This is a genomic window from Saccharopolyspora terrae, assembly GCF_004348435.1.
In the GTDB taxonomy this organism is placed as follows: domain Bacteria; phylum Actinomycetota; class Actinomycetes; order Mycobacteriales; family Pseudonocardiaceae; genus Saccharopolyspora; species Saccharopolyspora endophytica.
The window spans coordinates 158,023-170,250 of sequence record NZ_SMKS01000001.1 but is presented as its reverse complement, the minus strand read 5'-3'; the positions used below and the strand labels follow the sequence as shown (position 1 = coordinate 170,250).

General features: G+C 63.9%; 16 protein-coding genes. 12 read left to right on the top strand and 4 right to left on the bottom strand.

From position 1 onward, the window contains the following. Window positions 1–110 precede the first annotated feature (110 nt). Window positions 111–341 (top strand): hypothetical protein, encoded by a 231-nt coding sequence (locus E1181_RS00915; protein ID WP_132671916.1) that lies wholly within the window; start codon window positions 111–113, stop codon window positions 339–341. A gap of 446 nt (window positions 342–787) precedes the next feature. Here E1181_RS00915 and E1181_RS00910 read toward each other — a convergent pair whose 3' ends face one another. The 4 genes from E1181_RS00910 to E1181_RS00895 all read right to left on the bottom strand — a co-directional run bounded on the left by E1181_RS00910 (window position 788) and on the right by E1181_RS00895 (window position 3,816). Next, complete coding sequence (locus E1181_RS00910; protein ID WP_207921951.1) at window positions 788–994, bottom strand: MerR family transcriptional regulator; 207 nt, start codon at window positions 992–994, stop codon at window positions 788–790. Window positions 995–1,526: 532 nt separating this feature from the next. Then, a complete protein-coding gene (locus tag E1181_RS00905) occupies window positions 1,527–2,471 on the bottom strand; it encodes an SUMF1/EgtB/PvdO family nonheme iron enzyme (protein WP_132671915.1) in 945 nt (314 codons plus the stop codon). A gap of 52 nt (window positions 2,472–2,523) precedes the next feature. Beyond that, a complete protein-coding gene (locus tag E1181_RS00900) occupies window positions 2,524–3,303 on the bottom strand; it encodes an aminotransferase class IV family protein (RefSeq protein WP_132671914.1) in 780 nt (259 codons plus the stop codon). 177 nt (window positions 3,304–3,480) lie between these two features. Beyond that, the gene (locus E1181_RS00895; protein ID WP_132671913.1) at window positions 3,481–3,816 is read right to left on the bottom strand and encodes a GntR family transcriptional regulator; all 336 of its coding nucleotides are present in this window, start codon (window positions 3,814–3,816) and stop codon (window positions 3,481–3,483) included. 118 nt (window positions 3,817–3,934) lie between these two features. Between E1181_RS00895 and E1181_RS00890 the strand changes: the two genes are divergently transcribed. The 11 genes from E1181_RS00890 (at window position 3,935) to E1181_RS00840 (ending at window position 12,224) form a co-directional block, all read left to right on the top strand. Further along, the gene (locus tag E1181_RS00890; RefSeq protein WP_165944477.1) at window positions 3,935–4,294 is read left to right on the top strand and encodes a hypothetical protein; all 360 of its coding nucleotides are present in this window, start codon (window positions 3,935–3,937) and stop codon (window positions 4,292–4,294) included. Between the two features lie 559 nt (window positions 4,295–4,853). Then, window positions 4,854–5,087 (top strand): hypothetical protein, encoded by a 234-nt coding sequence (locus tag E1181_RS00885; RefSeq protein WP_132671911.1) that lies wholly within the window; start codon window positions 4,854–4,856, stop codon window positions 5,085–5,087. A gap of 97 nt (window positions 5,088–5,184) precedes the next feature. After that, window positions 5,185–5,439, top strand: a complete 255-nt coding sequence (locus E1181_RS00880; protein ID WP_132671910.1) for a hypothetical protein — start codon at window positions 5,185–5,187, stop codon at window positions 5,437–5,439. Then, window positions 5,439–5,618 (top strand): hypothetical protein, encoded by a 180-nt coding sequence (locus E1181_RS00875; protein WP_132671909.1) that lies wholly within the window; start codon window positions 5,439–5,441, stop codon window positions 5,616–5,618. The genes E1181_RS00880 and E1181_RS00875 overlap by 1 nt, the downstream gene beginning before the upstream one ends. 82 nt (window positions 5,619–5,700) lie before the next feature. Next, a complete protein-coding gene (locus tag E1181_RS00870; RefSeq protein ID WP_132671908.1) occupies window positions 5,701–7,182 on the top strand; it encodes an FtsK/SpoIIIE domain-containing protein in 1,482 nt (493 codons plus the stop codon). A gap of 37 nt (window positions 7,183–7,219) precedes the next feature. After that, window positions 7,220–7,405 carry a hypothetical protein gene (locus tag E1181_RS00865; protein ID WP_132671907.1) on the top strand — a complete coding sequence of 62 codons (186 nt, stop codon included), beginning with the start codon at window positions 7,220–7,222 and terminating at the stop codon, window positions 7,403–7,405. Between the two features lie 13 nt (window positions 7,406–7,418). Next, the gene (locus E1181_RS00860; protein WP_132671906.1) at window positions 7,419–8,297 is read left to right on the top strand and encodes a hypothetical protein; all 879 of its coding nucleotides are present in this window, start codon (window positions 7,419–7,421) and stop codon (window positions 8,295–8,297) included. Window positions 8,298–8,412: 115 nt separating this feature from the next. Continuing rightward, on the top strand, window positions 8,413–9,786 hold the full coding sequence (locus tag E1181_RS00855) for a replication initiator (RefSeq protein ID WP_132671905.1): 1,374 nt from the start codon (window positions 8,413–8,415) through the stop codon (window positions 9,784–9,786). Between the two features lie 2 nt (window positions 9,787–9,788). Further along, window positions 9,789–9,968 (top strand): helix-turn-helix transcriptional regulator, encoded by a 180-nt coding sequence (locus E1181_RS00850; protein ID WP_132621655.1) that lies wholly within the window; start codon window positions 9,789–9,791, stop codon window positions 9,966–9,968. Between the two features lies 1 nt (window position 9,969). After that, window positions 9,970–11,166, top strand: a complete 1,197-nt coding sequence (locus E1181_RS00845) for a tyrosine-type recombinase/integrase (protein ID WP_132671904.1) — start codon at window positions 9,970–9,972, stop codon at window positions 11,164–11,166. Window positions 11,167–11,609: 443 nt separating this feature from the next. Beyond that, complete coding sequence (locus tag E1181_RS00840) at window positions 11,610–12,224, top strand: hypothetical protein (RefSeq protein ID WP_132671903.1); 615 nt, start codon at window positions 11,610–11,612, stop codon at window positions 12,222–12,224. Window positions 12,225–12,228 lie beyond the last annotated feature (4 nt).

The window sequence follows — 12,228 nt, the reverse complement described above, 5'->3', positions numbered from 1 at the left end:
TGCTCGCGAATGATGGCCAGTGAAGAGGCTTCGCCTTTGTCGGAAAGGTACGGTTCGAGGCACGCCAGCGGGGGTCGCTGAAGAAGTTCACCACGGGCAGCGAGGAGACCATGGCCGAAACCGAGAGCACGGGCCTGGAACAGGCGCTACTGGCTGTCGCGCGCCAGATGGAAGATCAAGGCTCTGCTGGCGCACCCCATTACTTGCGGCGGTGCGTGGCCAATCTCCGTGATGCCTGGTCAGGCGCTGAAGGGTACGAGGATCCCAATTTGGCGCTGGTCATCATCCGTGACTCGGCACAATCGTTGCTCGAAGCCATGCACCACCATGGTGCTCTTTAGGAAGATGACGGCTGAGTTGTTGGATGCATGTAGCGACCATAAGCCGGTGAGCACCTTCGCGGCCGGCACCTTGTGCGCTCGCTGGAGTGGGAAGGCGACCAGCTCCGCAGCGCGCCCAGCACTGTGCTCTGAGTGTGCCCAGGTGAGCGATGGATGTGGTGAGGGAAACCGCGGTTGACTTGGTCTGCGTCGGGCGTGCTCCTGCGGGGCCGCCTGCCACCGCTGGCGCCAGGGTGCAGCTGCCGACCTTTCCGCTTGCGCCCGGCCGCCTGCCGCCTGGCCGGGACCGGCGAAGCCGCACGCCCGGCCAGGCGGCAGGCCTGGCCGGGCTCGCATACAAGAAGGTCGGCAGCTCCACCCTGGCTCGCATACAGCGGCAGGCGGCCCCGCAGGGGCCGCCCTTGATGAAGTAGAGAAAGTCTAAACACGCGGACCGCTACTGCAGGTCAGTCGCTTTCCTTGCGGCGTTCCTCGGCGAGTTTGCGCATCTCGGCAACGACGTCGTCGTAGCGCCAGCGGTACTGGCCGCCAGGGGTGGTCAAGGCTGGTGTGATCCAACCCTTCTGGGCGTAGTTCGAGATCGTCCGCCTGGCAAGGCCAAGCCTCTTTGCAAGCTCGGAGCTGGAGATCAGCGGAGTCTCGTTGTCGGCCACCTGGTCATCGTGTGTGCCCCGATCGGTTCCCGCTGCCTTGCTTGCCTCGAACGACCTGCGATACCGTGAATGCCTACTTTGCCTTGTTGGGGGTGGCGATGGCTTCTGGTTCGCGTCTTGCAGTGCTCGCGCGTTCGGTCCAGTGGGAGCTGGATGAGGCGGCGTTCGAGCTAGGAGGTGGTCGGTACACGCCTGAGCAGCGTTGTCGTCTGGCTGCGCGGCTCAGGCTTCTGGCGGGTGAGCTCACTCCCGGCGATGAGCAGACCATGGTGATCGACTCGGGGGCGGGCTGAGGCCATGAATCGCGGAGCATGGACGTTCAGCGTCGGCGGGCACACCTACGTCTGGGCCCACGGTGAAGTGGTCCACGTTTTCAGCTCGGACGCGTACTTACGCCGACTGTCCGGAGAGGTTCGGGATGCAAGCCCGTTCAGCGTGAAGCCCGTGCCAGGCGGAGGCTTCAGCTCTGCGGACTTGTTCGAGGATTGGTGCCGTAGAGAGCGCAAGACCCGTTGATCTTGTGCGAAGCTCGCTAGCGGGTTCCGTTGAGGAGACCGTCGAGAGCTTCAGCGGAGACCACGCATCGGAAACCTGTGTCGTCGTCGCACATCGATTCGGCAGCGTCGTTGAATGACGATGGGGTGCACCGACTGAAGGGGCTCGTCCACGCACCGCCCTTGAGCTCATGGCGCCCCGGTCGGCTCTCCGTGGCGCACCATTCCCAGACGTTGCCGCACATGTCGAAGAGGCCGTATGGACTGACGCCGCTCTGGTAGCAGTTGCCCGGTGTGGTTGCCCCGACGCCATTCTCCCGGACATTGCACTTCGCCGGAGTCGGCTGATCGCCCCACGGGTAGGCGTTGCCGCGTGTACCGCGAGCTGCTTTCTCCCACTGCTGTGAAGTCGGCAGGGACTTCCCGGCCCATGCGGCGTACTGAGCCGCGTCCGACCACGTCACGAAGACCACCGGGTGATCGGCGAGCTCTTCTGGGAGCTTCCCGTCGTTCCAGTGCTCTGGCGCGGTGTGGCCGGTCGCTGCGAGGAAGAGCGCGTACTCGGCATTGGTCACTGGGTGAACGTCGATGTAGAAGTCGTCAAGCCAGACCGGCTCGTTGCTCGGGCCTGACAAGAAGACGCTGGCATCGACCTTCACCATCGGAGCGCCATCTGCGGGGTGCTTGATCTGGCTGCTCCCGATCGGTTCAACGCTGGCCTCGGCCTGGCCGTCGTCGGTCGTCAGGGCGTCGCCTGCTAGGTGGATGAAGCGGGCTTGAGTCTCCGGATCGCTGCGGGACAGGGACGTGTCGAGTGCGGCTTGGTTGACCGGCCGGGGCGTGATGTCGGGGCCCGCCTTCTCCCAGTTCGAGAGTTGCCGTTCGCTGATGCCGAGATGGGCAGCGAATTCGACCAAGCTCATCCGCTTTGCGGTGCGGAGAGCTTTAATTTCGATACCTGTCCACTTCTGAACCGTAGCCACCTAGTCCCCCTGAGCGATCTTCGACACGAGGGTAACTGGTGTGGCTGGCTCGTTACAGGAGTTCGGGAGGGATCTCGGCGTAGAGGTCACGCAACTTGCTGAGGAGCGGATGGTCGGCCGTCCACTGGGTGTTGTCCACGCCGACGACCGGCCTGACGCCTGTAGCTGCGTTGGTTGCGAACGCAGCGTCCATAGTCGGCAGGTCCGACAGGGTCAGCGGTTGCGTGTCAACGGTCTCGTCGAGAGCTTGGCGCAGGAGCGTCATGGTGGTTCCAACGAGGCACTCGGAACGTGGCCAGATGACTTGGTCGTCCCGGATGAACCCGATGTTCGAGGTTGCGATCTCGGAGATCGTGCCATCGGGGTTCAGAAAGAGAACGTCGTCGAACCCTTCGCGCTGTGCCGACCGTCGCTGCATCATGGCTCCGTACAGGCCGATGTGCTTGATCGCCGGGTCATCCCGTCGGTAGGAGACGGCTTGCAAGTGCCATGGGGCAGGCTGAGTTTTAGCCGCGGTTCGGGTGGTCACCAGGACGGCCGGATCGGCGTCGCTTCCCACGGTTCCGAGGTCGATCGCGGGGTCGTAGATCGTCACCCGCGCCACCGTCGTTTCGCTGCTGTCGCCCAGGGCCTTCCGGACGTACGTGCGGACGCGTTCGGTGTCGAGCTCGACGTTGAAGAGGTGCCGGCAGTCGCGGACCAGGCGTTCCATGTGCAGCGAGAGGCCACGGACCCCGCCACGCTCCACCAACATCGACGTGAAGTGGCCGTAGTTGGTCAGTGCCAGTGCCTTGATTTGGTCGATGTTGGCCGGAGCGCCGTTCAGCTGCATACCTCGCAGCGTGCCAGGTCCGAGGCCGACACTGAAGCGAGGCTGCACTGAAGTGCAGTGGAAATGCAGTGCCTTTGATGCAGCAAAAGTGCAGTGCGAGGTGCAGTTACTTCAGTGTTCTTCCGGCCGTACGTCCCGCAGTCTGGAGACATGACGGCAGGAAGCAACGGCGGCGCACTACGAACGTCGCTCAAGCTCTTCGACGCGCTGGGCGAGGCTGGCGACTTGCGACTTCAGGTCGGCAAGTTCGACGGAAACGTCAGCAGCTGCCTCGTCGGTCGGGACTTCGCTGCTGACGAAGACTCCAACGGACGGCGTCGCAGTCAGCCAGCCAGCGTCCTGAAGGGCACGAAGGGCTTTCTGGGCGGTCGCAAGCGCGACGTCGTACTTCTCTGCCAACGCCCGGTTTCCGGGCAGTCGCTCGCCGGACGCCAACTTGCCAGTGCGGATGTCGTGCTTGATCGCTTCAACGACACGCTGGTAGGCGGCCATCCCAGGGTTCGACTGCTCCATGCCGTGAGTCTATCCGTCTGACTCAATCTGACATAGATCGCCCGGCTGGAGTACTTGCGGACCGACCTAGCCTGACATATGCTGGTGTATGTCAGTCACCAAACATGGAGGTAGGACAGTGAAGAACATCCCGGTGAACCTGCAGGGACACAAGCTCATGGTGACCGAAGCTCCGACGCTGAAGATGTGGGAGAACGACAACGGCGTTCAGGAGGTCGTGACCGACCGGCAGGGCGTTCAGCAGTTCGTCGTCTCGCTGTTCGCGAAGCGCAGGGCCCAGCCCGGAGAGTTCGCGGGGAAGGGTGAGGAGATCAAGGTGACCCTGACCGCCGACCCCGGCGAGGGCTTCGAGGAGGGCGCCTACGTCCAGCTGGTCGACGCGACGGTCAGCTACTGGGAGCGCAACGGCCGGTCCGGCCTGTCCTTCCGGGCCCACGGCATGACCCCGGTCGGCGCGCAGGCTCCGGTCGCCGCCTGATCTTGCGCTTATTGCAGACGTTTCTTTCTAATTTTTCTTAAGCCGATTCCGGCTGTTGTTCTTTGAGAATTACATAGTGGGCCGAGCTATGCCCAAAATCGGTGGAAAATTCCACCGGGAGGGCCTTATTGACCCCCGGCCATCTGCGGACGTACCGGGGGTCTTCATGGCCTTCAGTTTCTCATGTAACGCGTAGGGGAGGTCCGGATTGAGGCTGAGCGAACGTGACGCTCAACCAGGGGAATTATGCTCCTGCGGACGAAAGGCCACGGTCGTGAGTTCTGTGGCCTATTTGCTCGGCAAGCGCTTCGACCTGGGGTGGTGCGGGCTTCCGTGCGATACGAACCCCATCGTCCCTTGCCTGTTCTGCGGGGAAGACGAAATCCATCGAAACGAAAACGGCGACCTTGTGGCATGTCCGCTCTACACGCTACGGCCGCCCGACGAAAGGAGCTTCTGACATGTCGCTGAAGTACTGCCCGGCGTGCCACTGCGACAAGTGGCGCTACCACCACACGCACGACCAGTACTGCATTGATCGATCCTGGGCGGTGTGGCTGTGAACAAGGTTCTGCGAGACGCGGCTTTGGAGGATTTGCGGCGGCTGTCCACCGAGCTCACGGAGGCGCTCGCGACAGCTGGTGATGTGGCGTATTCGGTCGATGTTCCTGGCGGACCGAGTTCAAGCGGTGCTGCGCTGCATGAGGTGGCAAAACAGCTGTACGAATCGCTGCACACCGTCACGAAGGTGATCCGCAGGGTTGAGGAACAGGAGGACGAGCCCGATGAGTGAGCTGTTCAGTTCGTCAATCGGTTTTCACGGTTCGGGCTGCGTCGGCGGCCGGTGACAAAGTTTCCCGGGATCGTCCCGGGTGAAAGGGAGAGGGTGATTGCTGGTGGAGATCTCGAAGCAGCTGTTCCGGCGCAATTCGCGCGGGGTCAAGCGGCTGTCGGCAATTGGTGGGCTGATGGATCAGCTGAACCAGGACGTGAACAAGGTCGAGTTCCTCGACGGCGAGTTCGTCGAGGATCGGCATTACGCGGAGGCCCAGGAGCTGGCCGCTGCGGTGGCGAAGGCGGCGGATGCGGTTCGGGAAGGCATCGCTGAACACGGTGGATCGAGTGTTGCGAAGGAGTACAAGTAATGGCCAATGCAGATGGTGTGACCGGCACGGTGCGCGAGATCGACGCGACGATGCTGGAGTTGACCAAGACTGTGGCGAACTTCGGTGTCCCGAAGGGCCTGGGTGGTCCGTTGAACGGGCTCAAGCGGGCGGTGGGCGATCTGGTGGCTCACCTAGAGATGTCGCAGCGCAGAAGCTGACTGAAGAACCCGAAGCACGGCAGGGCGTCGGATTCCCACAGCGGGAGTCCGGCGCCCTTTTTCATGGAAAGGGCAGGCAGTCATGCGAGACACGCGAGTGGGCACGGAACGGACTCCGGCACGGGTGGTCGGCGGCTGGATGCTGCGGCACCCCCGCACGATGGGCAGCACGACGGCGGTGAGCTCGGCGGGCGTGATGGTCGGCTATCAGACGGTGCTGTGGGCCGCAGGGATCGCGGTGTTGGCCGGTGCCTCGTGGAGGTTGCTGGACGCCCCGACCTTCGATCGCTTCGCCGGACGGCTCCTGCGGGCCTGGTGGAGACGGTGGGTCATCTACCAGCGCCAGTGGATGCGCGTGGTCGCCTCCTGCGGTCTGGTCACCTCCGACCACCGGGGTGATTCGCTGGTGCCGAAGCTGGTCGCGGTGCGCTCGAACTGGGTGTGGGACTCGCTGCACATCCGCATGGCCAAGGGCCAGGAGCCCGAGGACTACGGCCAGGCGCTCGATCGGCTGGCGAACTCGTTCAAGGCTCATGCGGCCTCGATGCGCATCCTCAAGCCCGGCAAGATCGCCCTGGACTTCCAGCGGCGCGAGCCCTTCAACGAGATGGTGATCCCGCTCCCGGCCATGCCGGAATCGGTGGACGCGGTGGATCTGCGCAAGCTGGAGATCGGCCGGACTGAATTCGGCCGGCCGTTCCAGCTCGACCTGGTCAAGCGGGACATCCACGTCTTGTTGGCTGGGGAGACCGGCGCGGGTAAGGGCTCGTGGCTGTGGGGCATCCAGCGGGCGCTGGCTCCGCTGATCCGGGCCGGTCACGTCCGGTTGTGGGTGATCGACCCCAAGGGCGGCATGGAACTTGGCGGCGGCCGGGAGATGTTCCACCGCTTCGCCGACTCCGACCGCGCTGGACTGGCGCTGATGCGGGAGTACGTCGAGACCCTGGACGAGCGCAAGTTCGAGCTCGGCCGTCAGGGCATCCGCAACGCGACTCCGTCCCGGGAAACCCCGCTGGACGTGTTGATCTGCGACGAGCTGGCCGCGATGACCGCCTACACCGACCGCGACATCCGGGCGGAGTTCCATCAGCTGCTGTCCAAGGGCCTCACGCAGTTCCGCGCGGTGGGTGGCCGGATCATCGCTGCGACGCAGGAACCCACCAAGGACGTCGTCCCGATGCGCGGGCTGTTCCCGACCAAGATCGCGCTTCGGGTCGATGCGGCCTCGTACGTGGACATGTGTCTTGGTGAAGGGATGCGGGACCTCGGCGCGTTCGCCGACAAGATTCCCGCCTACCTCGCCGGTGTCGCCTATGCCAAGAACGACGGCCGCAAGGAGCCCCAGCGTGTACGGGCGGCCTTCAGCACCGATGACGACATCGCCGAGCTGGTGGCCTTCTGCACCGAGCTCAACAACGTGACTCCGATCCGCAAGGAGATCGAGCTTCCGGACGGCACGGTCACCAACCCCTACGAAGTCGACTTCGAGGACTTCGAAGACGACGAGGTCGAAGAGATCGAGCAGTTCGAAGGCGATGACGAAGAAGACGAAGAAATCGCCTGAATTCCCGATTCCTCAATCACAGTAAGGAGATTCACCCATGCACATCGTGCACGTTGAACTGTCCGGCAAGGGTGTCCTGATGAGCCTCGGCGTCCTGGCGTTCGTGCTGGCCGTGCTGGCGCTGGTCTGGCTGGTGTTCAGTCCGGCGGTGGCGATCGGCATCGGCGTCGGCCTGGTGCTGCTCGTGCGGGGCCTGATCAAGCTGTTCAGCCCGGCCCAGTAGGGAGGCATAACCGATGGCGCAGCCAGAGCAGGACGACGCCGAAGAGGGCAAGACGCGGCGGGTCCGCAAACTCGGCGACCGGATCTCCGAGGCCCGGCACCTGCGGGGTTTGATCCGCGACCCTGACCTTCAGGCCGTGGAGATGGAGCGCAACGGGCGGCGGACCCTCGTCGGGCTGTGGTTCTTCCTGGCGTTGGGGCTGGTGTTCACCACCACGGGTGTGCAGCAGTTCCTCGCCGGGGATTCCACACGGGGTGACCCGCTGTGGTGGGCGGCCTGGACGGTTGAGCCGATGTTCGCGGGGTTGTTGATCGTGCTGCTGAACTTCGAGGCGGTGATCCTTGCCCACGGGGTTGCACCTGATCATCAGTGGTGGTCGCGGCTCAAGCGGGTCTTGCTGACCTCGACGCTGTTGATGAACGTCATCCCGCAACTGATCCCGCTGTTGGCAGGCCGGTGGGCGGAGTTCAACGCCGGTTCGGCGGTCGTGCACGGCATCATCCCGGTGATCGTCTACGGCATCGCCGAAGTCATCCCGGTCATTCAGGCCCGGCAACGGCAGGTCATCTTGGCCGCTTACGCCGCCGCAGACCCACCACCTCCGCCGGAACATCCGGAGGTGCCGGAAAGGGCGGCCACCGAGTCCATCGAACGTCCGCGACAGGCGGAACGACCGGACACCACCTCGGTCATCGGGAAATCCATGAACCTTCCGGCGGGCGTCCTCAAGGGGATTTCCGACGCCTGGGAGCGCGCGAAGACCGAGGGCCGGGAGTTCACTCCGGCTGATGTCCGTCAGGTTGTCCGGCTGCCGGAACCGATGGCCGCGCAGATCGTCGCCGATCTCAACGCCACCGAAAAGCCGGTTACCAACGGCCACGCCGTGGCCTGATGCGACGGCATCGCACAAGTGAATATCGCGAGTTCAACCCCTGCTCGGCGGGCATCCACCGGGCACGGGAACGACCTCCGTGGGTGCTCCGCCGAGCTCTCTTCTGGGAGGTCACATGGCATTGCCCGAACTACCGGCTGTGGACCGCCTCGCCCGGCGGCTCCAATCGCCGGACTACCAGCAGTGGCGCTCGATGGTGGAAGCTACCGGCGGATGCGCTCACCCGGTCCGGCTGTCCGGACACTGGATGCTCACAGACAAGACCACCGGCACGGTGCTGTCCAAGCCCGACGGCACCCCGGCGATGAAATCCGGGCACCTGTTCGCCCCCTGCGGCAACCGACGCGAGTCCGTCTGCCCCGCATGCTCGGACCGCTACGCCGCTGACGCCTTCCACCTCGTACGTGCCGGGATGTCCGGCGGCTCCAAGGGCGTGCCGGTCACCGTGGCCGACAAACCGCGGTTGTTCGTCACCCTGACCGCCCCGAGCTTCGGGCCGGTCCACAACCGCCGGACCTCGGCCAACGGCAAGCACGTTCCGTGCCGCTGCGGGCGTTACCACCACGAACACGACCCGGCGATCGGCCAGCCCGTCGACCCGAGCGGCTATGACTACACCGGCCACGTCCTGTGGCAGGCCCATGCCGGGAAGCTGTGGAACCGCTTCACGATCTACCTCCGGCGGCACATCGCCCGCGCGGCCGGCATCACCGAGAAGCAGCTCAAGGACCACGCCCGGCTGTCCTACGCCAAGGTCGCCGAGTTTCAGAAGCGCGGCATCATCCACTTCCACGCGATGATCCGCATCGACGGCCCCGAAGGAGCCGCTGACGCCGCCCCGCCGTGGGCCACGGCTGATCTGCTCACCGACGCCGTCCATGCCGCACACGCCGCGACCGGCGTCGAAGCTCCCGAGATCGACCACAACACAAGGTGGCTGAGCTGGGGCGATCAGATCGACGTCCGGCCGATCCGCGCAGTGGATGCCCACCAGGTCGAAGACGACCAGGGCACGATCACCGATGACAGGCTGGCCTCCTACGTCGCCAAGTACGCCACCAAGGGCACCGGCAAGTCCGAGGCCGCCGACCGCCCGATCCGCTCCCGCGAGCACATCGACCTCCTGGACGCCAGCGAACACCACCGGCAGATCATGCGCACCGCGTGGGATCTCGGCGACCTGGACGACCTTGACGATCTCAACCTGCGTCGCTGGTGCCACATGCTCGCCTTCCGAGGGCACTTCCTGTCCAAGTCCCAGCGCTACTCCACGACGTTCAAGCAGATCCGGGGCGACCGCCAGACATGGCGGCTGGAACAGAACCTCGACGAGATCGGCGTGACCGCCGACTCCGTGGCCGTGATCAACCACTGGCAAATGACCAGCATCGGCCACCGCGACCCCGAGGAACAAGAACTCGCCCTCGCCATCGCCGACCGCCAACGCGAAGCCCGAAAACACCGCTACGCCAACGAAAGGAAGGACTGACCATGCGCAACCTGTGGGGAATCGACGACGTTGCCAGCTACCTCGGTGTGCCGGTCGGCACCCTCTACCAGTGGCGCAGCCGTGGATATGGCCCGACCGGACGCAAGATCGGAAAGTATGTCCGGTTCAAGCCCGAGGATGTCGAGGACTGGTTCGAGTCCCAGGCTGCGGGGGTGATCTGACATGGCGGGTCGTCTGCCGCTTCCGCTGGGCACGATGGGCGAGATTTCGGTCAAGCAGGTCGGGAAGTCCTGGTCGGCAAGAGCCTGGTACCGGCGTGAAGACGGAACCTATGCCGACGTGCGTCGTCGCGGCCGGACCAAGGAGCTGGCTCGGCAGGCAGTCCGGGATGCGGTCAAGGACTTGGTCCCGGTGTCCGACGGCACCGACCTCACTGCCACATCGCCGTTCGCCGATGCTGCCCAAGCGTGGCTCGACCAGTTCAGGAAGGACGCCGAGAACGGTACATACTCCCTGACCTCACTGGACACCTACGAGAACGTGTACGAGAACCACGTCAAGCCAGCTCTCGGTGAGCTGCGCCTGTACGAGGTGAAGACGCCGGTGGTCAACAAGCTCTGCCAGGCCAAGCTCAAGGACAACAGCTTGACCCTGGCCAAGCTCGTCAAGGCCGTGATCAGCAACGTCATAATCTTTGCGATTCAAGCAGGGGCAGTCGAAACCAACCCAACGAAGGGCATCGCCGCCCTGTCCGAGCGGAGAGCCAAGATCAAGCGGAAGAGGCCGCGGGCCTTGACCAAGGACGAACTGAGCGAGCTGCTCAAGATCCTTGACCAAGATGAAGAGGCGAAGAAGCGGGACCTGCCTGACCTCGTACGATTCTTCATCGCGACAGGCGAACGAGCCGGTGAGGCTCTGGGTGCTCACTGGGAGGACTTCGATCCGGAGTCCAAGAAGCTGCGGATGAGTGGCAACCTGATCCGTGCACGCGGCAAGGGTGCGTTGCGCAACGATGGGAAGACGGACGGATCGGCGCGAGACATCGCGCTCCCTGATTGGGCGGTGAACATGCTCCGGGAACGTGCCGATCAACTGGGTGAGGTTGATCCTGGTAAGCCGATCTTCGTCAACACGAAGGGTGGGTACCTCAACGCGTCGAACGTCTACAACAGGACGTGGGCGCCGTTCCGGGCCCGCGCTGGCTACGAGTGGGTGACCTTCCACACGCTGCGCAAGACGGTCGCGACGCTGCTGGACGAAGCAGGCCTGACCGCTCGCCAGGTGGCCGACCTGCTGGGCCACTCGCGGGTGTCGATGACCCAAGACGTGTACTTCGGTCGGGGCCAGCAGTCCCGCGCCAGCGCCGAAGCCCTGGCCTTCGTGGTGCCCATCGAGGGTCCGGGGAAAGTTGGCAATTAATTGGCAACCGGGCCTCGGCAACAAAGAACCCCAGGCCTGTGACCTGGGGTTTTTGGTGGGCCGCCAGGGGATCGAACCCTGAACCCGCGGAATCTAAGGCGAAGTAGCCGGTTGCTTCCGGACGCCCCTTAAGACTTCTTATACCCAGGCGGTTTCGCTTAAGCAAATGCCCCATGAGGACTGTCGCTGTCGAACACTTCTGGTTGTTTCGGAAGGGAAAAGCATGGGGGCAGGGCTCAACGTGGGGCTGACATCGTTAGATGGAGCGAGCTGGGTCAGGGCCAGCCAACCCGGGTAGCGGACTTGCTGGCGGCGTACCCGTAGAAGACCTAGAGCAATAGACCATCATAAAGTGCCAGGTCAGAGGGCTAGGCAAGGGTTAGTCACAATGCGGTGAAGGGCGGACTGTACACCTTAAGTTCCCGCGCGATAATATCTAGATCATGATTAAGGTTGCAGTGGAGCGGGTGCGCTCGGCGATGCTCGACCTGTGCGAGCCGTTGCACGAGGTTTTCGAACAGGCGGAGGGACTGAGCCGTGAGAGGCTCCCGGAGCTCGCGGGCAAGATCGACTACCGGTGGCTGACCACGCACACCACGCGGGGCTTCGCGCACTACCTGCTCAGCGAGAAGCCGCACGGAGCGCTTGGCGATTGGTCGCTCTCGGGCAACCACTCCCAGAATGGGTCGCTCTGGGTCCACAACGGCACACACGCCGTTCGGCTTCTCCACACCCGTGACGAATCGCATGTCCCTCCTCCCGGGCTCAACCGGGCACGTCGCGCTTTCTATCGGAATCCCCCGCTGGGTAAGGTGGTGACTCTGGACGGCGAGGACGCCAACCACCAGTTGTTGATGTTGTGGAGGATCGACAGCGACGGACTGCCAATCTTTCGGGTCGTTCGAACTAACGGGGAATGGAAGTGGGGTCAAGTCGAGAAAGTTGACATTGATTTCATTCTCCCGGAAACAGCCGAGGACCTGGAGGATCTTGAGTTTATGCCAGCCGAGGAAGAGCTGGAGCTCGAGTTCCCCGCAGAAGAAGACGATGCAAACTGAGCGT

Excerpts from the sequence above, each read along its gene's own strand:
- E1181_RS00870 (WP_132671908.1), top strand. The coding sequence starts at position 5,701 with ATGCGAGACACGCGAGTGGGCACGGAACGGACTCCGGCACGGGTGGTC.
- E1181_RS00895 (WP_132671913.1), bottom strand. The coding sequence starts at position 3,816 with ATGGAGCAGTCGAACCCTGGGATGGCCGCCTACCAGCGTGTCGTTGAA.
- E1181_RS00845 (WP_132671904.1), top strand. The coding sequence starts at position 9,970 with ATGGCGGGTCGTCTGCCGCTTCCGCTGGGCACGATGGGCGAGATTTCG.
- E1181_RS00855 (WP_132671905.1), top strand. The coding sequence starts at position 8,413 with ATGGCATTGCCCGAACTACCGGCTGTGGACCGCCTCGCCCGGCGGCTC.
- E1181_RS00875 (WP_132671909.1), top strand. The coding sequence starts at position 5,439 with ATGGCCAATGCAGATGGTGTGACCGGCACGGTGCGCGAGATCGACGCG.
- E1181_RS00900 (WP_132671914.1), bottom strand. The coding sequence starts at position 3,303 with ATGCAGCTGAACGGCGCTCCGGCCAACATCGACCAAATCAAGGCACTG.
- E1181_RS00865 (WP_132671907.1), top strand. The coding sequence starts at position 7,220 with ATGCACATCGTGCACGTTGAACTGTCCGGCAAGGGTGTCCTGATGAGC.
- E1181_RS00850 (WP_132621655.1), top strand. The coding sequence starts at position 9,789 with ATGCGCAACCTGTGGGGAATCGACGACGTTGCCAGCTACCTCGGTGTG.
- E1181_RS00860 (WP_132671906.1), top strand. The coding sequence starts at position 7,419 with ATGGCGCAGCCAGAGCAGGACGACGCCGAAGAGGGCAAGACGCGGCGG.
- E1181_RS00840 (WP_132671903.1), top strand. The coding sequence starts at position 11,610 with ATGATTAAGGTTGCAGTGGAGCGGGTGCGCTCGGCGATGCTCGACCTG.
- E1181_RS00915 (WP_132671916.1), top strand. The coding sequence starts at position 111 with ATGGCCGAAACCGAGAGCACGGGCCTGGAACAGGCGCTACTGGCTGTC.